The sequence below is a fragment of the Amycolatopsis thailandensis genome, from assembly GCF_002234405.1.
GTDB classification, from domain to species: Bacteria; Actinomycetota; Actinomycetes; order Mycobacteriales; family Pseudonocardiaceae; genus Amycolatopsis; species Amycolatopsis thailandensis.
Window position 1 is genome coordinate 18083 of record NZ_NMQT01000010.1, and the last position, 18679, is coordinate 36761.

The window sequence follows — 18679 nt, forward strand, 5'->3', positions numbered from 1 at the left end:
CCGTCCGGGCATTCGCGAAGATCGCCCCTGGGATCCTCCGGCCTCCCCAGGATCACGGCGCACTTTCGATTGTGGCTGATGCTCTCCGTAGTGCAAGGCAGTCAGGTTGCCGGCTTCATTCTGCTCAATGCATCGTTCAGGACGTTCGAAGGAGGCCTGAAGAAGTCGCCCAGTTCGGTGCGGCCCGCCGACTCGTCCGGCTCGGCCGCGATGTGGCCTGCCGCGCCATGCATGCTCCGGGCCATATATATGACCTTCTGGGCGCCATTGGCGGCTGGAGTGTCCTCCAGAGCGACCTCGTCACGGATGCCTTCGGCCTCCCTCTGGCAGTTCGCCGCCTCGGCTTCGCTCTTGGCGGCGTTGTCGGTGTACGTCGAGCTCTGTGAATCAAGATCCTGAACCATCTTGGTCAAGGCGTCGATCGTGCGAGTCTCCACGGAACCGGACCTCATTTCATCGATCACCACGAGCCACGGGGCGACGATGGCCGCGGCGGCGACGAGCAGCCCGAGCACCCAGCCGAGCAACGGCTGGTGGATCTTTTCCGCTTCCTCGACCACGCGGGTGAGAATCGAGAATCCGCTGAGGACGCTGACCACGCCGAGACTGACCATCTTGGCTTTCAGCATCAGTCGGGGCGCCGGGAACTCACCGTTCGTTGCGGTGAGAGCCTGCTGCTGTTCACCTTGTTCTCCTTCGTCCTGCCCAGGATCGTCCCGCTGAGGGGTGTCCAGCTCGTTCGTGGTGACTCTCGACTGCCACACCTGGTGGCCTGTCGAGTGCGCGAGCTGGCCGAGCACCAATGCTGCGATGGCGGAGAACCCGCCTGTGATCGCGAGGTCCTTGAGCTCCGGAGCGCTGAGGTCGACGTTGAAGACCGTGCTGAAGACGGAGAACAGAGCGATGATGTCCACCCCGAGCAGACCGTAGGCCGTCGCCCTACGAACCTTTGACGGCGAGTCGAGATGTCGGGTACCACCACGCTCGATGTCCGCCTTCACCTTGGCTCGCTGTTCGGCGAGAAGACTGCGTGCCTCGGCCAGGGGGAGCGGTGGGATCACGATCGAGTTCGTCCGTGTCGGTGGAGTGCACAGGCGGTCGTGCAGCTCTGTGGCCAGGCGCCGTTCGCGCTTCGCGGCGTCGAGCGCGGCCTGCTGCCGCTTGTGTAACAGGTTGATCTTTCGCAGTGCTTGTTTGGCTTGCTTTCTGCTCATTTCGATAGCGCGGTTGCCCGCAGTTCTTTCCCCGTTCGTCAGCGAGTTCGGGTCCCGCTCGATCTGGTTCTGCCGAAACGCCTCGCGGACAAGGAACATGATCCAGTACGCCTGGATCGGGTGACGGATCCAGAACCACAGGCTCAACCGTGGGAGTTGGTTCATCTTGACGTTCAATGTCATGTTCATTTGGTCACCGGTCCGGTCAGTGTGAGCACGACAACTCTGTTTCGCTCGGCAGCGCCAGGGATCAACTGATTTGCGCTATCGACATCAGGCTCGATCGGGGCGTCATAGCCGACGCCTGTGACACCAGTGAAGGCGGAGCGCGTTACACCTAGCGCAACCAGTTCGCCGACGACTCGTTCAGCCCGAGCTTTCGACAGTTCGATTGCCGTGTCACGCGGTCCGTGGGTCGCGGTGTGCCCGACAGCGGTCGCTCGTGTTTCACGTGCGAATCTCGTTGCTATCTCCCGCAGCACGGTCTTCGCTCCGGGTACGAGTACATCCGTGTCCGGCTCGAAGAGAACCGAACTGGGAACGGACACGATCTCGGTCGGTGGCGCTCCGCCTTCTCGGCTCGGGACCACGGTGGTTACGTCGCCGAATGCGACGACCGGCACGGCGGCGGTGGCGACCGGCGCCGTCGAAGTCGTCTGCTCGCCGTCGATGGAGCAGGTTTTCGCGTGAAAATTGGTGCACACGCCCATCCACAGTTTTTCGAGCGCCCGCCGACGAGCCTCGGGTAGCTGACGCTGCGGGCCGGCTATTTGCCCGAGGCCCGAAAAGACAACGTCCTTGCCGCTGAGGTCCGGCAATGAGTCCGGCGGCAGGCTTCGGATCACGCGATCGATGTCGAAGTCCAAACTGGACTTGGTGAGATCGAGCTGCCCGATGGTCTGGAGACCGCTGCTGTGCACCACCACAAGACCAGGTCCAGGTGCTCGGCCCATGGTCGCTAACACCTCGAACGGGTCGAGCTGCCCGCCGTTGGAGGCCAGCCTGGCGAGCAATGCCTCAACACGTTTGCTGTTGCTGTCGAAGCCTTCTTTTCGAAGCTTCTTGTCGTTCTCCCGCTTCTGGTCCGGCCTGCGGACCGTGAAGTCCTCGTCGAAGACGGTGGAGACCTGTCTGCCGTCTGCGTGATAGATGACTAGTCGGACCTCGCCGCTGTCCACAGTCTCTTCCAGGCGCTTCACGATGGTGCGCGTGAGCTTGACCGCTGGCTCGTTGGAGGTGGCGGTGACGCCGATGCGTACAGTTGTTGCAGGGCTCGTATCGGCCCCGCACGCGACAGCAGGGAACAGGAGCGCTGCTGCGAGCAGAAGGTGTCCGAAGTGGCGTCGATTCATGCCCCGAAAGGCGTATGGACATTGCTCAGCGTTACATTGTTCATCCTTATGGCCGACAGGTAGCGCATGACACAGACGATTTCCGTGCAAGGTGGAAGTCGCAGTGCTCCATTCGGGTTCCCGGCTGTCCTGCTCGAACGCGGATAGGGCGTGAACGTGCTGTGGTTCTTCGGGTTCTGGTCAGAACCAGTGTTGACGATGCTTCCAACTTGGACGAGCAACTGGCCGTTGTCTCGTCAAAGGAAACGATCTCGACGCGGTAGTCCTACATGGTGAAACCTTGTCGAGAAAACGGTAATTCGACCGGACTCGCACCTGTTTCTTGCTCTTGAGGGCACGAACGGGCGAACAGTTGATCGCCGCCCGTGACCAGCCAAGGGCATCCGCGACGATGAGTTCGGCGAGATAGTCTACTGCGAGTGCAGAAGCCTCTGTCAGGCGGTCTTATTCGAACCGAAACCAAGTCCTGGTTAGGAAATCCCGCAGGATCTTGACGTAGAGTACCAATAGGACGCCGCACAACAACTTGCGGTCGCTCGGTCATTTACGGATACCGCCACGTCCTGGCGCCGCCGAGAGTGGCGGCTAGATCCGCGCCCACGGCTCGCCGGACACGATCCAGGAAACTGCTCAACAGTGTTCCAGGAGCATTCTGTTAGGATTCCAAACTCGACGTCGTCACCATCGGTATCGCGGCCCGTCGACCATACCAGCAGCTTCTGACAATTCATGCGCTACGGCATCGTTCAGCCTTACCAGTGCCACGATGGTGATCGTGCACCGAAGGCTAGTAGTTCCATTCCCAGCCACCTCCGGCGTTGGTCAGTCCGCCAGGAATCAGCGCGAGCACTCCATTCTTCGTCGCGACCTGGAGCTCCAACTGGCCTGTGTACTTCGAGTTTGACGCCCAGTTGTTAGGCAGTGCCTTCAGGCTGCTGCTCTTGCACATGCCGAGCTCGGCCGGGGTCGTGACGCCGTCTGGCGTGACGACTTGGAAGGCGAAGGGGTTGATCGTCCCGCCCAGCTGGATCGCGTCATCCGGGGAGAGTTGTTTCGTCGCGACCCGGATGTCCAGCAGTAGCGTGTGCTTTCCCGCCTCGGGCTTCATGTACGGGTCGCACTTCGGGTCGACGGTGATCTTGTCGATCGTGAAGGTGACCACCTGCGTTTTGCCGTCCTGGCTCGTGAACCCCGCAGTCTCGCCCAATTTCTTCGGCATCCTGCCTTGAGCGTTGGCCCCGGCGGGGGTGCTGTCGGTCGGCGCGGCGGCCTGGGGCGACGCGCTGGGGAGTGCGGCGGCGTCCGGAGCTGTCGGCGCGGGCCGGGTTCCACACGCACCCGTTGTGGCGAGTACGGCGACGGTGCCGGCGAGGGCGATGAGTCGAGTGGTGCGCACTGTGGAGCTCCTTGATCAGGCAGAGGTGCCTGGAAAGGTCGCTCGACATGGCACGGGTGTTACGCGGGTAGATCGAGTCGGGAATCGGGAGGCGCAAGCTTTTGCCGACGCGGAGAAGATGATCTTGGAGATAGGCTGAGTTCTACTTTGGGAATTAGCACCAAGGTAGGCCTGCGTGCGGCGAATCGCTTAAGAGGAGGCCGATGGGTCGCAAGGATAGCGCGTTCAACCTGATCGAACTGTGTGCCCTCGGCAGGATTCGAACCTGCGACACCTGCCTCCGGAGGGCAGTGCTCTATCCCCTGAGCTACGAGGGCGTAGCCGCCTGAGCGACTTCAAGAAGCTTAGCGCACCCCGTCAGGCCTCCTCTCGCGAGGTGGTCGTTAACCCTGGTGATGCTCGACGACGCGGGCCAAGAGTCGGGTCAGCTGCGCCCGTTCGGCGGGTTCGAGTGGCGCGAGGAAGACGTCTTGCGTGTCGCTGACCTGCTCTTCCAGGTGTTCCAGACGTCGTGCGCCCGTGTCGGTGAGGGTGATCAGGTTGCGCCGCCCGTCCGCCGGATCGGGCGCGCGTTCGACGTAGTCCGCGTCGGAGAGTTCGTTGATGACGGCGACGACGTCGCTGCGGTCGATGCCGGTGCAGCGGCTCAGGGTGGCTTGGCTCGACGGACCGTTCTCGTCGATGGCCGCGAGGATCCCGTAGTGGTATCGGCGGGCGCCGCTGCGGGCGAACTCGTTCAGGGCGAGCCGGTGGGCCACGGTGGCGGCCTGGTTGACCAGCCAGCTGGCCTTGGTTCGGAGCCGGTCGGGGGCGGTGTTCATCGAATCAGCGTAGCGTTGGTGTCACCAACGAACTGGAGGACGTCGTGATCGAGCCGTTCGAAGTCCGGATCCCCGAAGCCGACATCGCCGATCTGCGAGCCCGGCTGCGCGCCACGCGCTGGTCCGAGCCGGCCACGGCGGACGGCTGGGAGCAGGGGGTCCCGCTGGAGTTCGCCCGCGAGATGTGCCGGTACTGGGCGGAGGACTACGACTTCGGCCTGGCCGATCGCGTCAACGCTTTCCCGGGCTTCAAGACCACTGTGGACGGTCTCGGGATCCACTTCCTGCACGTCCGTTCGCCGGAGCCGGACGCGACGCCACTCGTGCTCACGCACGGCTGGCCGGGATCGGTGGTCGAGTTCCTCGACGTGCTCGGCCCGCTGACCGATCCCGCCGCGCACGGCGGTGATCCGGCGGACGCGTTCCACGTCGTGGCGCCCTCGCTGCCGGGCTTCGGCTGGAGCGACAAGCCGACGTCGACGGGCTGGAACGTCGAGCGCATCGCCCGGGCCTGGGACGAGCTGATGGGACGGCTCGGTTACGAGCGCTACGCCGCCCAGGGCGGCGACTGGGGCGCCGGGGTGACGAACATGCTCGCCAAGGTCGCGCGGGAGCGGGTGATCGCCGTCCACGTGAACATGGCGGGTGTCCCGTACGACGCGGCCGAGCTGGGGGAGCCGACGGCGGAGGAGCGGGCGGCGATCGCCGATCTCGCGCGCTTCCGCGAGGTCGGGTCCGCGTACTCGCAGCAGCAGGCCACGCGCCCGCAGACGGTCGGCTACAGGCTCACCGACTCACCCGCGGCTCAGGCGGCGTGGATCGCCGAGAAGTTCTGGGAGTGGACCGACAACGACGGCTCGCCGGTGACCGCGCTGTCCTGGCGCCAGATGCTCGACGCGATCTCCGTCTACTGGTTCACCGGGACGGCTGCTTCGTCGGCGCGGATCTACTGGGAGAACAAGGAGCGGGACGTCTCGGCGGTTGAAGTTCCTTCGGGTATCTCGATCTTCCCGCGCGAGATCATCCGCCCATCGAGGCGCTGGGCGGAGCTGCGCTACACCGATCTTCGCTGGTACGAGGTGCTGGCCGAGGGCGGTCACTTCGCCGCGTTCGAGCAGCCGGAGATCTTCGTCGGCCAGTTGCGGGGGTTCTTCCGGTCACTTCGGTAGCGGTGCGTGGCGGGTTCAGGTTTCGGGAAGGCCCTCCTGGGGGATGGTTTCCGTGTGTGGCTTAAGACAAAGTGAACTTAGGCTCACCTGTATTGCACATATGCGCATGTGACAATATATTCGGCCTGTCGACTTCACGAGAGGCGGAGCAATGGGTCACGGGCACGGGCATGGGACAGCCTCGCCGTCGAGCGCGTCAGGCCGCTACCTCAAGAGCCTGACGATCGCCCTGGTCATCGGCGCCGGCTTCATGGTCATGGAGTTCATCGTCGGGTTCGCCACGGGCTCGCTCGCGCTGATCTCCGACGCCGCGCACATGTTCACCGACGTACTCGGTGTCGGCATGGCGCTGGCGGCGATCATGCTCGCCCGGCGCAGCGGCCCGACGCTCACCCGCACCTTCGGGTTCTACCGGGCCGAAGTGCTCGCGGCGCTGGGCAACGCCATCCTGCTGTTCGGCGTCGCGGGTTACGTCCTGATCGAGGCCATCGGCCGGATCAGCGACCCGCCCGCCGTGCCCGGCCTGCCCGTCCTGCTGGCCGCCGCCGCGGGTCTCGTCGCGAACATCGTCTCCTTCCTGATCCTGCGCAAGGGCGCGGAGGAGAGCATCAACGTCCGGGGCGCGTACCTCGAAGTCCTCGCCGACCTGATCGGCTCCGTCGGCGTGCTGCTGAGCGGCGCGATCACGCTGCTGACCGGCTGGCGCTACGCCGACCCGATCATCGGTGTCGCGATCGGCCTGTTCGTCCTGCCCCGCACGTACGCGCTCGCCCGGCGCGCGCTGCGGATCCTGTTCCAGCATGCGCCGAAGGGGGTCGACGTCGCCGGGATCCAGGCGGAGCTTGGCGGGCTGAAGGGTGTCGAGGACGTCCACGACCTGCACGTCTGGACGCTGACGTCGGGGATGGAGGTCGCTTCGGCGCACCTCACCATCGCGCCGACCGTCGAGCAGGCGGCGGTGCTGACCGAGGCGCAGAACCTCCTGGCGAACCGCTACTCGATCGAGCACGCGACCCTGCAGATAGAAGTGCCCCAGTGTGCGCAACGGTGCCGGGAACTCTCCTGGTGACCTCACGCATTTCGTCCTCTGGATGCGGTAGTTCGCGTTGCCAACTACCGCATCCAGAGGACGAAATGCGTGAGGGGAAAAAGGCGTCAGGCGGGCAGAGGGGAGCCGCCGCGCTCCTGGAGAAGGCCCTTCATCAGGTCCATCTCCGCGCCCTGCGAGACGAGCATGCTCCGCGTCAGCGACTTCACGTCCGCGATGGACGTGTGGTCGTTGCCGTACTGAGCCATCTCGGTCCCGCCCATGTGGTGCCGCAGCATCAGCTGCAGGAAGAAGACGTCCATCTCCTTGCCGGTCAGCGACCGCAGTTTGGCCAGCTCGGCCGAAGTCGCCATCCCCGGCATCGGAGCGCCGTTCGACGGCTTCATGTCGGCACCACCGTGTCCGCCGTGGCCTGAAGGCTCGGTCATCCAGGTCATGTAGGCGCCGGTCGTCTGCTCCGGCTGGCCCCACAGGCCCAGCCAGCCCTTCATCCGGCCGACCTGGCCGGTCTGCGTGCGCTCGATGTCGAACGCGAGGGTCTTGATCGCCGGATCGGCCGTGTGGTCCCGCGCCCAGCCCGCCATGGTGACGGCCTGGAGGTGGTGCACCGACATGTCCTGCGCGAAACCGACCTCGACCGAACCCGCGCCCGGAGTCGTCTGCTCCGGCTCGGAGTCGATCAGCCTGGTCGTCAGGGCGCCCAGGCCGAAGCCCAGGATCAGCATGACGACCAGGGCGGCCCCGATCACCAGCCACCGGCTCTTGGCCGAGCGCGGCACTTCGTCGCCGGGTTCGTCGACGTACTGGAGATCGGGGTCCATCTGGCTCACTTACTTGCTCGCGGGCGCCGAGGGCTGAGTGGCGGGAGCGGACGGCATGCCGCTCTGACCGGCGCCGGGCTGGTCCTGCTGAGTGCCCGCGGTGCCCTTGTAGTCCATCGGCTTCGCGTCCGGCCCCGGCGGGGTCGGGTCGAAGTCGCCCGGCTCGATCTGCGCGTCGCAGGTGGCGTCACGCTCGGGGTACGCGCCGTACGGGTTGGTGCGCAGCGCCGCGATGAACTGGTCGATCCGCTCGTCGTCGGCCTTGTCCAGCTTCAGCTGGTGGCCCCAGGACTGCAGCGAGATCGGCTTGTCGAGGTTCGGGTACGGCGACATCGTGGTGTACGGCTTGCCCTCGACGCGGACCCGCAGCAGCTCCAGCGCGTCGCCGGAGATCTGCGCCGGGTTGTAGGCGATCCAGACCGCGCCGTGCTCGAGACCGTGGACCATGTTCTCGTTGCGGACGGCCTTGTCGTAGACGACGCCGTTGCACGCGGCCCAGGCCTGGTCGTGCGGGCCGCCGAAGGGCGGGGTCTTGTCGTAGGCCACGCGCTCGGCCGCCGTGACGTGCACGGATCCCTCGTAGGTGGCCGTGGTCACGCCGTTGATCCGCTTGGACGGATCCGGGTCCTGCTGCGAGGGCGCGAAGGCGGCAGCGGCCTCTTCGCGGGTCTTCTGCTCGCGCTTCGGCGCCGAGGCGACCATGTAGTAGGTGACCACCGAGGCAGCCAGGGCGACGATCGCGACGACCGCGATGATCGTGCCCCAGGGCGTGCCCTTCTTGGACACGACGGAACTACGGGCGGCCTTCATGGCGTTCTTCGACGACGCGCCCTTTTTTCTGGTTGTCCCGTTAGCCATGGCTCCTGCGTTCTCCAAAGGGGGTGGTCCCTGCGCGGGCCAGTGTAGAGACCGCACGTCTGATCACCGTGAACAGCTGGAAGATCAACCGCTTGGCTCACACCTTCCGGCGGTCGCTGCGTAGCCCGGACCAGGTCACACCTAGAATTCCGCGAGTGACTCCCGCAGCTCTCGCCGACCTGGTCCGTAACTCAGCCGTGCAGGTTCTCACCGCGCGCGGCCTCGACGATTCCGTGCTGCCGGAGAAGGTGACGATCGAACGTCCCCGCAACCCCGAGCACGGCGATTACGCGACCAACCTGGCGCTGCAGGTGGCCAAGAAGGCGGGCATGAAGCCCCGCGACTTCGCCGACGCGCTGGCCGAGGCCCTCGCGGCCGCCGACGGCATCGACTCGGCCGAGGTCGCCGGGCCGGGCTTCCTCAACCTGCGGCTCGCCGCCGACGCGCAGGGCCAGATCGTCCGGCAGGTGCTCGACGCCGGGGAGAAGTACGGCCTCGGCGACGCGCTGGCCGGCCTCAAGATCAACCTGGAGTTCGTCTCGGCGAACCCCACCGGGCCGATCCACCTCGGCGGCACCCGCTGGGCCGCGGTCGGCGACGCGCTGGGCCGCGTGCTGTCCGCGCAGGGCGGCCTGGTCACCCGGGAGTACTACTTCAACGACCACGGCGCGCAGATCGACCGTTTCGTACGGTCCCTGATCGCCGCCGCCAAGGGCGAGCCCGCTCCCGAGGACGGCTACGCGGGCGGCTACATCAACGACATCGCCGCCGAGGTCATCCGCCAGGAGCCGAGCGCGCTTTCGCTGCCAGAGGACGAGCGGGCCGAGACGTTCCGCCGGGTCGGCATCGAGTTGATGTTCACCGAGATCAAGCAGAGCCTGCACGACTTCGGCACCGACTTCGACGTCTACTTCCACGAGAACTCGCTGCACGAGTCCGGCGCGGTCGCGACCTCTGTCCAGCAGCTGAAGGACTCCGGGAACCTGTACTTCGAGGACGGCGCCTGGTGGCTGAAGTCCAAGGAGCACGGCGACGACAAGGACCGCGTCGTCATCAAGAAGGACGGCAACCCGGCCTACATCGCCGGTGACCTCGCCTACTTCCAGGACAAGCGCAAGCGCGGCTTCGACCTCTGCATCTACATGCTCGGCGCGGACCACCACGGCTACATCGCCCGGCTCAAGGCCGCCGCGGCCGCGTTCGGTGACGACCCGGCCGTGGTCGAGGTGCTGATCGGCCAGATGGTCAACCTGGTCTCCGACGGCAAGCCGGTCCGGATGAGCAAGCGCGCCGGCACCGTGATCACCATGGAGGACCTGGTCGGCACCGTCGGGGTCGACGCGGCCCGCTACGAGCTGATCCGCTACTCCGTCGATTCCACTTTGGACATCGACCTCGACCTGCTTCGCAAGCACTCGAACGACAACCCGGTCTACTACGTCCAGTACGCCCACGCGCGGCTGGCCTCGTTGCAGCGCAACGCTTCCGACCTCGGGCTCAAATTCGATGGCGACGCCGACCTCGGACTGCTTACGCTGCCGGCGGAGGGCGACCTGATCCGCACACTCGGCGAATTCCCGACCGTCCTCCGCCGGGCCGCACAGCTGCGCGAACCGCACCGTGTCGCCCGGTACCTCGAAGAACTCGCCGGCGCCTACCACAAGTGGAACGCCGTCGGCCGGGTCCTGCCGAAGGGCGACGAGGAGACCACCCCCCTCACGTTCTCCCGCCTCGCGCTCAGTGAAGCGACTCGCCAGGTGCTGGCCAACGGCCTCACCGTGCTCGGTGTCTCTGCTCCGGAACGGATGTAATCAATGGCTCACCCCGCGGGCCCCCGCCACGCCGACGTCTACCCCCACGCCGACGCCTCCGGTTTCCCGCCGTCGAGTCCTGAGGAACTCGACAGGCTGTACCCGAAAGTCTGGCCCCGCAACACTTTCCGCGGCGGAGACGGCGTCGTGCGCATCGCGGGCGTCGACGTCCGCGAACTCGCCGAGAAGTACGGCACGCCGCTGTTCGTCGTCGACGAGGCCGACTTCAAGTCCCGGTGCGCCGACTACGCCGAGGCGTTCGACGACCCGGCGCTCGTGCATTACGCGTCCAAGGCGTTCCTGTCCATCGAGATCGCCCGCTGGGTGGCCGAGCAGGGGCTGAGCCTGGACGTCTGCAGCGGTGGCGAACTCGCCGTCGCGCAGCGCGCGGACTTCCCGGCCGAGCGGATCACCTTCCACGGCAACAACAAGTCGCTGCCCGAACTGGAAGCCGCGGTCGAGGCAGGCGTCGGCACGGTCGTGGTCGACTCCTACTTCGAGATCGCGCGGCTGGCCGATGTCGCCGCCCGGCACGACGTCGTGCAGAACGTGCTGATCCGGGTCACGGTCGGCGTCGAGGCGCACACCCACGAGTTCATCGCGACCGCGCACGAGGACCAGAAGTTCGGTTTCTCGCTGGCCTCCGGTGACGCGGCCGAGGCCGTGCGCCGGGTGCTCAACGCGCCGTCGCTCAAACTGATCGGCCTGCACAGCCACATCGGTTCGCAGATCTTCGACGCCGACGGCTTCGAGGTCGCCGCCCGCCGCGTGGTCGGCTTGCTGGCCGAATTGGCCAAGGAACACGGCACCGACCTGCTCGACCAAATGTCCATCGTCGACCTCGGCGGCGGTTTCGGTATCGCCTACACCGACAAGGACAACCCGCCGCCGCCCGCGCAGATGATCACGCAGATCCGCGAGATCGTCCGCAAGGAATGCGAGTACGCGGGCCTCCCGGTGCCGAAGATCGCAGGCGAGCCAGGCCGCGCCATCGCCGGTCCCGGCACGATCACGCTGTACGAGGTCGGCACCATCAAGGACGTTTCGCTCGGCGACAAGGCCGCCCGGCGCTACGTCAGCGTCGACGGCGGGATGAGCGACAACATCCGCACCGCGCTCTACGACGCGGTGTACGACTGCCGTCTCGTCTCCCGGACCTCCGACGACGACGGGGACGGCCAGGTCGCCGCCGCGCTGTCCCGGGTCGTGGGAAAACACTGTGAGTCCGGCGACATCGTCGTCCGCGACTGCTGGCTGCCCGACACCCTTGCTCCCGGCGACCTGCTCGCCGTGGCGGCCACCGGGGCGTACTGCTACTCGATGGCCAGCGGGTACAACCGGCAGCCGCGGCCCGCGGTGGTGGCCGTGCGCAACGGCAGCGCCCGCGTGCTGCTGCGGCGGGAGACGACGGACGACATGCTGCGCCTGGAGGTCTAGTAAGTGTCTACTGTGGACGGACGCGTGATCAGGGTCGCCCTGCTGGGCTGCGGAACGGTCGGTGGCGAGGTCGTCCGGCTGCTCACCGAGCAGGCCGAAGAGCTCGCCGCCAGGGCGGGCGCCCGGATGGAGCTGGCGGGCATCGCGGTGCGGCGCCCCGACAAGCACCCCGAGCTGCCGCCGGAACTGGTGACCTCCGACGTGACGAAGCTCGTCACGTCTCCGGACGTCGACGTCGTCGTCGAACTGGTCGGCGGCATCGAGCCGGTGCGGGAGTGGCTGCTCGACGCGCTCAAAGCCGGGAAATCCGTTGTCACGGCGAACAAAGCCCTGATGGCCGAGCACTCCGCGGAACTGTTCGAGGCCGCCGACGCGGCAGGCGTCGACCTGTACTTCGAGGCGGCCGTGGCCGGGGCGATCCCGTTGCTGCGCCCGCTGCGCGAATCGCTGGCGGGCGACCGCATCACCCGCGTGATGGGCATCGTCAACGGCACCACCAACTACATCCTGTCCGCGATGGACTCGACAGGCGCCGGCTACGCGGAAACGCTGGAAGAAGCCAGCAGGCTCGGATACGCCGAAGCGGACCCGACGGCCGACGTCGACGGCTACGACGCCGCGTCCAAGGCCGCGATCCTCGCCTCGCTCGCGTTCCACACCCGGGTGACGGCGTCCGAAGTGCACCGTGAAGGCATCGCCGACGTCACCGCGTCGGACCTCGCCGCGGCGAACGTGCTGGGCCGCACGGTGAAACTGCTCGCCATCTGCGAGCGCGTCACCTCCGACGACGGCACCGAATCCGTTTCGGCGCGCGTGCACCCGGTGATGATCCCGCGCGGGCACCAGCTCGCCGGGGTCGGCGGCGCGTACAACGCCGTCTACGTCGAGGCCGACGCCGCCGGTGAGCTGATGTTCTACGGTCAGGGCGCCGGTGGCGCGCCGACCGCGAGTGCCGTGCTCGGCGACCTCGTCGCGGTGGCTCGAAACCGGGTCGTCGGCGGCCGTGGCCCGCGCGAATCCGCGCACGCCGCGCTCCCGGTCAGGCCGATGGGCCAGACGCCGACGCGGTACCACGTCAGTCTCGACGTGGCCGATCGAGCGGGCGTGCTCGCCCAGGTGGCCCAGGCGTTCGCCGGGCACGGTGTCAGCATCGCCGCCGTGCGGCAGCGTGACGCCAACGACACGGCCAGCCTGGTCGTGGTCACCCACCTGGCGCCGGACGCGGCACTGCGGTCCACTGTGGACGACATTGCCGAGCTCGATGTGGTGAACCAGGTCGTCAGTGTGATGCGCGTGGAAGGCGAAGACCAGTGATTTCCCAACCGTGGCCAGGGATCATCCAGGCTTATCCCGACCGGATCCCGGTCCCGGCCGGCGCGAAGGTGATCACCCTCGGCGAGGGCAACACCCCGTTGCTGCCCGCTCCGCACCTCTCGGATCTGACCGGCTGCGAGGTCCACCTCAAGGTCGAGGGCGCGAACCCGACCGGGTCGTTCAAGGACCGCGGGATGACCGTGGCCATCACGCACGCGCTCGCCAGCGGCCTCAAGGCGGTCATCTGCGCCTCCACCGGCAACACCTCCGCGTCGGCCGCGGCGTACGCGGCCCGCGCCGGGCTCACCTGCGCCGTCCTCGTCCCGCAGGGCAAGATCGCGATGGGCAAACTCGCCCAGGCCGTCCTGCACGGCGCGCGGATCCTTCAGGTGGACGGCAACTTCGACGACTGTCTCGAACTGGCGCAGAAGACCGCGATCGACTACCCGGTGACCTTGGTCAACTCGGTCAACCCGGTGCGCATCGCCGGCCAGAAGTCGGCCGCGTTCGAGATCTGCGACGTCCTCGGCAAGGCGCCGGACATCCACTGCCTGCCGGTCGGCAACGCGGGCAACATCACCGCCTACTGGGCGGGATATTCCGAATACGCCGGTGACGGTGTGGTGAAGAACACCCCGCGGATGTTCGGTTTCCAGGCGGCCGGTGCCGCGCCGCTCGTGCACGGCGAGCCGGTGGCCGATCCGGACACGATCGCGACCGCGATCCGCATCGGCAGCCCCGCGTCCTGGGACGGCGCGATGAAGGCGAAGAACGCGTCCGCCGGGCTGTTCGAAGCGATCACCGACGAGAAGATCCTCGAAGCGTACCGGCTGCTCGCCCGCAAGGAAGGCGTGTTCGTCGAGCCCGCTTCGGCGACCAGTGTCGCGGGCCTGCTTGCGACGGCCGCCGACGGACGGCTGCCGAAGGGCTCCACCGTTGTGTGCACCGTCACCGGACACGGTCTGAAGGACCCGGCCACGGCGCTGGAAGGCAACGTCGAGGTCGAGCCGCTCGCCGTCGACCCGACCGCCGTCGCCGCCGCGCTGGACCTGCGATGACGCTGCTCAAGGTCAAGGTCCCGGCCTCTTCGGCGAACCTCGGCCCGGGCTTCGACACGCTCGGCCTGGCGCTGGCCCTTTACGACCGCGTCGAACTGCTGGTCACCGACGCCGGGCTCAAGATCGAGGTGGTCGACGCCGGCGCCGGTGACGTCGACGACGTCCCGACCGACGAATCGCACCTGGTCGTCCGGGCCTTCCGGCGTGGCTGCGAGCACCTCGGCCTCCGGCCACCCGGCCTGCACCTGCGCTGCTTCAACGCGATCCCGCACGCCCGCGGCCTCGGCTCGTCCGCGGCCGCGGTCGTGACCGGCGTCGCGGCGGCGTACGCGCTGGCTGAGAAGGCCCTGGACGACGACGCGTTGCAGCTGGCCGCCGGGTTCGAAGGGCACGCCGACAACGCGGCGGCGAGCCTGCTGGGCGGCTTCGTGGTCGCCTGGAACGAGGGCGAGCGGTTCCGCGCCGAACGGCTCCAGCCGCATCACGACATCCGGCCCGTGGTCGCCGTCCCGGCGTTGCGCTCCTCGACCGACGCGACGCGCGGACTGCTTCCCGCCCAGGTCCCGCACGCCGACGCGGCGTTCACGGCCGGTCGCGCGGCGCTCTCAGTGCACGCGCTCACCGCGCGCCCCGACCTGTTGCTCTCCGCGACCGAAGATCGGCTTCACCAGCATTACCGGGCGCCCGCGTACCCGGCGAGCAGCGAACTGGTGCGCGCGCTGAGGGCCGAAGGGGTGGCCGCGGCCATCTCGGGAGCCGGTCCGACCGTGCTCGCGCTCACCACCGAGGGAATACTCCCGGCGGGTGTCGACGTTACATCGTTCGACGTCACCGAGCTGCCGGTCGATCCGGGCGGCGTCCAGGTTGCGGCTCAGTAAAGCCTCGGTCACATGCCGGAGCACCACCCCGCCACGCGGGGGGTGGTTGTTGCACCCGGCCGTGGCGCGGTCTACCCTCGGGGGCGTTCGATCACCGTGCGTTTCCGCACCCGGTGCCGGTCCAGGTGACCAGTGTCATCCTTGGCCCGCATCCTTCGTTGATCCGCCAGTTCCGCAGAGGTCCGGCAACTAGCACAGCCTGGCAAGCGGGGGCTGGCAGATTGACACAGGCGGGTTCCCGGTTCCGGCGGTGCCGAATTCCGCTTCCTCCATTTGGAGGACGCAAATCCCTGTGCTGGAGGCCTTCTAGCTGTGTTCAACACGGCCGAGGAGCTGATCGCCCGTATCGGGGGCCAACTACGCCGTTTCGCAATCGGACGCGAGCGGCGGTCCGCTGATCCACCTGGAGGCGTGGATCGGTCAGGAAGGACATTTGTGAGCAACACCGATCTTTTGAGCGACGTCGAAGGTGGCGCCGCCGAGTCGAACGGCGCCGTCGCTCCCAAGCGCACGGTCGGCGGATTGACCGGCAAGACCGTCGCCGAGCTGCGCTCGATCGCTGGGGAACTCGGCATCGGCGAGACCACGGGGATGCGCAAGGGCGACCTGATCGCGGCCATCCGCGAGCGCCAGGGCAAGACCAAGCGCAAGTCCCCCGCGGCGGCGAGCGAAACGCTTCCGCTCGAGGGGATCGACGCACCGCGCAAGGCCCCGAAGGCCGAAGCGCCCAAGCAGGAGGCCCCGAAGCAGGAGGCCCCGAAGGCCGAAGCGCCGAAGGCGGAAACAGCCCCGGCCGAGGCCCCGCGCGCCGAGAAGGCTGAAAAGTCTTCGGAGAACGGCTCCGCGCCCGCCACCGAGCGGCCCGCGCAGCAGGAGAACGGCCAGCAGGACGGCCAGTCGCAGCAGGACGAGGGCGGCCGCAGCCGTCGTCGCCGCGGCTCCAACCGCGCCGCGGGTTCGCCCGAGCAGGGTGGCCAGCAGCGTGAGCGTGGCGACCGGGGTGACCGCAACGAGCGCGGCGACCGCGGTGAGCAGGGCGGCAACCGTCAGGGCAACCGCGACGGCGGTCGTGACGGCAACCGCGGCCAGGACAACCGCCAGCGCAACCAGCAGGGCGGCGGCCAGGACAACAGCCAGCGCCAGGGCCAGGGCCCGCAGGGTGACGACGACGAGGAAGGCGGCCGTCGCGGCCGTCGTTTCCGCGACCGTCGCCGCCGGGGTTCCGGCGGTGGCCGTGAGCAGGGCGGTTCGCCCGACACCGAGATCCGCGAGGACGACGTCCTGCTGCCCGTCGCGGGCATCCTGGACGTGCTCGACAACTACGCGTTCGTGCGTACGTCGGGCTACCTCGCCGGGCCGAACGACGTGTACGTCTCGCTTTCGCTGGTCCGCAAGTACGGCCTGCGCCGCGGTGACGCCATCACCGGTGTCGTGCGCCAGCCGCGTGACGGCGAGCAGCAGCGGCAGAAGTTCAACCCGCTGGTGCGCGTCGACTCGATCAACGGCCTCGAGCCGGACGAGTCCAAGCGCCGTCCCGAGTTCACCAAGCTGACCCCGCTGTACCCGAACGAGCGACTGCGCCTCGAAACCGAGCCGCACAAGCTCACCACCCGCGTCATCGACCTGGTGATGCCGGTCGGCAAGGGCCAGCGCGCGCTGATCGTTTCGCCGCCGAAGGCGGGCAAGACGACGATCATGCAGGACATCGCGAACGCGATCTCGACGAACAACCCCGAGTGCCACCTGATGGTCGTGCTCGTGGACGAGCGTCCGGAAGAGGTCACCGACATGCAGCGGTCGGTGAAGGGTGAGGTCATCGCCTCCACCTTCGACCGCCCGCCGTCCGACCACACCTCGGTCGCGGAGCTGGCCATCGAGCGGGCGAAGCGCCTGGTCGAGATGGGCCACGACGTCGTCGTGCTGCTCGACTCGATCACCCGTCTGGGCCGTGCCTACAACCTGGCGGCCCCGGCGTCCGGCCGGATCCTCTCCGGTGGTGTCGACTCGACGGCGCTGTTCCCGCCGAAGCGTTTCCTCGGCGCGGCGCGCAACATCGAGAACGGCGGTTCGCTGACGATCTTCGCCACGACGATGGTCGAGACCGGGTCCACCGGTGACACGGTCATCTTCGAAGAGTTCAAGGGCACCGCGAACGCGGACCTCAAGCTCGACCGGAAGATCGCCGAGCGGCGCGTGTTCCCCGCGGTGGACATCAACCCGTCCGGTACCCGCAAGGAAGACCTGCTGCTTTCGCCGGACGAGCTCGCGGTCACCCACAAGCTGCACCGGGTGCTGCACGCGCTGGACTCGCAGCAGGCCATCGACCTGCTGATCTCGCGACTGCGCAAGACGAAGACCAACATCGAGTTCCTCATGCAGGTCTCGAAGACGGCCCTCGGCTCGAACGACGACGACTGATCTTCAGGTCGCCTTCGGTACTGCAATGAAGGGGCCTTTCATAGCAAAATTTGCTATGAAAGGCCCCTTCATTGCATCGCGGGGAGGCTCAGTGGGTTCGGTGCCGGGGCGGATCGTCGTCTACGGGGTCACGGGTTCGGGCAAGACGACACTGGCCGGGAAGCTGGCCGAGCGGACCGGCCTGTCGTGGCATTCCGTCGACGACGACCTCGCCTGGCAGCCGGGCTGGATCCCCGTCCCCGATGACGAGCAGCGGCGCCGGATCACCGCGCTGGTCGCCGACGATCGCTGGATCATCGACGGCATGTTCGCCAAATGGCGCGACATCGCGTTGCCGCGCGCCGAGCTGATCGTCGCGCTGGACTATCCGCGCTGGGTCTCGCTGAGCCGTCTGCTGCGCCGGACCGTGGTGCGCTGCGTCACGCGCCGCCGGATCTGCAACGGCAACGTCGAAACGCTGCGGGGCATGCTCTCCCGCGACTCGATCATCTTGTGGCACTTCCGGTCTTACGCGCGCAAACGGCGCACGATCCGCGACTGGGCCGCGGATCCGGCGGTGCCGGTGGTGCGGCTGACCTCGCCACGCGCGACGAAACGCTGGCTGGCCCTCGTGACCGGCAAGGCCACTTAAGGCCAATGGCGTTTTCGATACCTACGGTTCCGGCGGTTACGCGTGATCAGACGGACGACACGTGTGATCAGACGGACGACACCCGGTGGGACTCGGCCGCGAGCGTGTCGTCCGTCCAATCACGTGTGTCGTCCATCTGATCGCACGTGCCGTCCAGTCAGTCACACGAAAGTGCCGATTCGCCCCGCGGGAGTGGCGAGGAGGCAAGGGTGGCGGGCTCGTGATCTCGGCGGCGGATGTTCCCAATGTCGCATTTGAGACGCTCAGCGTCTCAAATGCGACATTGGGAACTAGGACCGAGACGCCGGCAAGCGAACAGGACACCCGAACCCCGGCAGGCGCGCGAGCTGTCGAGCACGACACTTTCGGCCCGATGAAACCGTCCGAGCCCCGGCACCCACCCAAGTCCAAGTACATAAAGGCCCCCTTCCTTGCGCCTGAGTTCGGAAGAGC

The 18679-nt window shown here is 67.3% G+C and carries 15 protein-coding genes and 1 tRNA gene; 9 read left to right on the top strand and 7 right to left on the bottom strand.

Annotated features, from left to right (window positions below):
• Positions 1-101 precede the first annotated feature (101 nt).
• The 5 genes from CFP71_RS02360 to CFP71_RS02380 all read right to left on the bottom strand — a co-directional run bounded on the left by CFP71_RS02360 (position 102) and on the right by CFP71_RS02380 (position 4783).
• Positions 102-1397: a hypothetical protein gene (locus CFP71_RS02360; protein ID WP_093932170.1), complete on the bottom strand. Its 1296-nt coding sequence runs from the start codon at positions 1395-1397 to the stop codon at positions 102-104.
• 2 nt (positions 1398-1399) lie between these two features.
• Entirely contained in the window at positions 1400-2566 is a 1167-nt protein-coding gene (locus tag CFP71_RS02365; RefSeq protein WP_093932171.1) for an OmpA family protein, read from the bottom strand.
• Positions 2567-3353: 787 nt separating this feature from the next.
• Positions 3354-3962 (bottom strand): hypothetical protein, encoded by a 609-nt coding sequence (locus CFP71_RS02370; protein ID WP_143267028.1) that lies wholly within the window; start codon positions 3960-3962, stop codon positions 3354-3356.
• 244 nt (positions 3963-4206) lie between these two features.
• Positions 4207-4279: transfer RNA gene (locus CFP71_RS02375), tRNA-Arg, on the bottom strand.
• A 66-nt stretch (positions 4280-4345) separates the two neighbouring features.
• Positions 4346-4783 (bottom strand): MarR family winged helix-turn-helix transcriptional regulator, encoded by a 438-nt coding sequence (locus CFP71_RS02380; RefSeq protein WP_093932173.1) that lies wholly within the window; start codon positions 4781-4783, stop codon positions 4346-4348.
• A gap of 44 nt (positions 4784-4827) precedes the next feature.
• Here CFP71_RS02380 and CFP71_RS02385 point away from each other — a divergent pair, with 44 nt between their 5' ends.
• Complete coding sequence (locus CFP71_RS02385; protein WP_093932174.1) at positions 4828-5952, top strand: epoxide hydrolase family protein; 1125 nt, start codon at positions 4828-4830, stop codon at positions 5950-5952.
• Positions 5953-6103: 151 nt separating this feature from the next.
• On the top strand, positions 6104-7021 hold the full coding sequence (locus CFP71_RS02390; RefSeq protein ID WP_093932175.1) for a cation diffusion facilitator family transporter: 918 nt from the start codon (positions 6104-6106) through the stop codon (positions 7019-7021).
• A gap of 86 nt (positions 7022-7107) precedes the next feature.
• On the opposite strand, the gene CFP71_RS02395 is transcribed toward CFP71_RS02390, so the two are convergent.
• The gene (locus CFP71_RS02395; RefSeq protein ID WP_093932185.1) at positions 7108-7821 is read right to left on the bottom strand and encodes a DUF305 domain-containing protein; all 714 of its coding nucleotides are present in this window, start codon (positions 7819-7821) and stop codon (positions 7108-7110) included.
• A 9-nt stretch (positions 7822-7830) separates the two neighbouring features.
• The gene (locus CFP71_RS02400; protein WP_093932176.1) at positions 7831-8631 is read right to left on the bottom strand and encodes a DUF3105 domain-containing protein; all 801 of its coding nucleotides are present in this window, start codon (positions 8629-8631) and stop codon (positions 7831-7833) included.
• A gap of 203 nt (positions 8632-8834) precedes the next feature.
• Here CFP71_RS02400 and argS point away from each other — a divergent pair, with 203 nt between their 5' ends.
• The 7 genes from argS to CFP71_RS02435 all read left to right on the top strand — a co-directional run bounded on the left by argS (position 8835) and on the right by CFP71_RS02435 (position 18226).
• A complete protein-coding gene (gene argS / locus CFP71_RS02405) occupies positions 8835-10490 on the top strand; it encodes an arginine--tRNA ligase (RefSeq protein WP_093932177.1) in 1656 nt (551 codons plus the stop codon).
• Positions 10491-10493: 3 nt separating this feature from the next.
• Complete coding sequence (gene lysA / locus CFP71_RS02410; protein WP_093932178.1) at positions 10494-11927, top strand: diaminopimelate decarboxylase; 1434 nt, start codon at positions 10494-10496, stop codon at positions 11925-11927.
• 3 nt (positions 11928-11930) lie between these two features.
• Positions 11931-13241, top strand: coding sequence for a homoserine dehydrogenase (locus CFP71_RS02415; protein ID WP_167405971.1), 1311 nt, complete (start codon positions 11931-11933; stop codon positions 13239-13241).
• A complete protein-coding gene (thrC, locus tag CFP71_RS02420) occupies positions 13238-14299 on the top strand; it encodes a threonine synthase (protein ID WP_093932180.1) in 1062 nt (353 codons plus the stop codon). The genes CFP71_RS02415 and thrC overlap by 4 nt, the downstream gene beginning before the upstream one ends.
• Positions 14296-15177: a homoserine kinase gene (gene thrB / locus CFP71_RS02425; RefSeq protein ID WP_093932181.1), complete on the top strand. Its 882-nt coding sequence runs from the start codon at positions 14296-14298 to the stop codon at positions 15175-15177. Before thrC ends, thrB begins: the two co-directional genes overlap by 4 nt.
• Before the next feature lie 435 nt (positions 15178-15612).
• The gene (rho, locus tag CFP71_RS02430; RefSeq protein ID WP_093932182.1) at positions 15613-17595 is read left to right on the top strand and encodes a transcription termination factor Rho; all 1983 of its coding nucleotides are present in this window, start codon (positions 15613-15615) and stop codon (positions 17593-17595) included.
• Positions 17596-17686: 91 nt separating this feature from the next.
• Entirely contained in the window at positions 17687-18226 is a 540-nt protein-coding gene (locus CFP71_RS02435) for an AAA family ATPase (RefSeq protein ID WP_093932183.1), read from the top strand.
• The last annotated feature ends 453 nt before the right edge of the window (positions 18227-18679 follow it).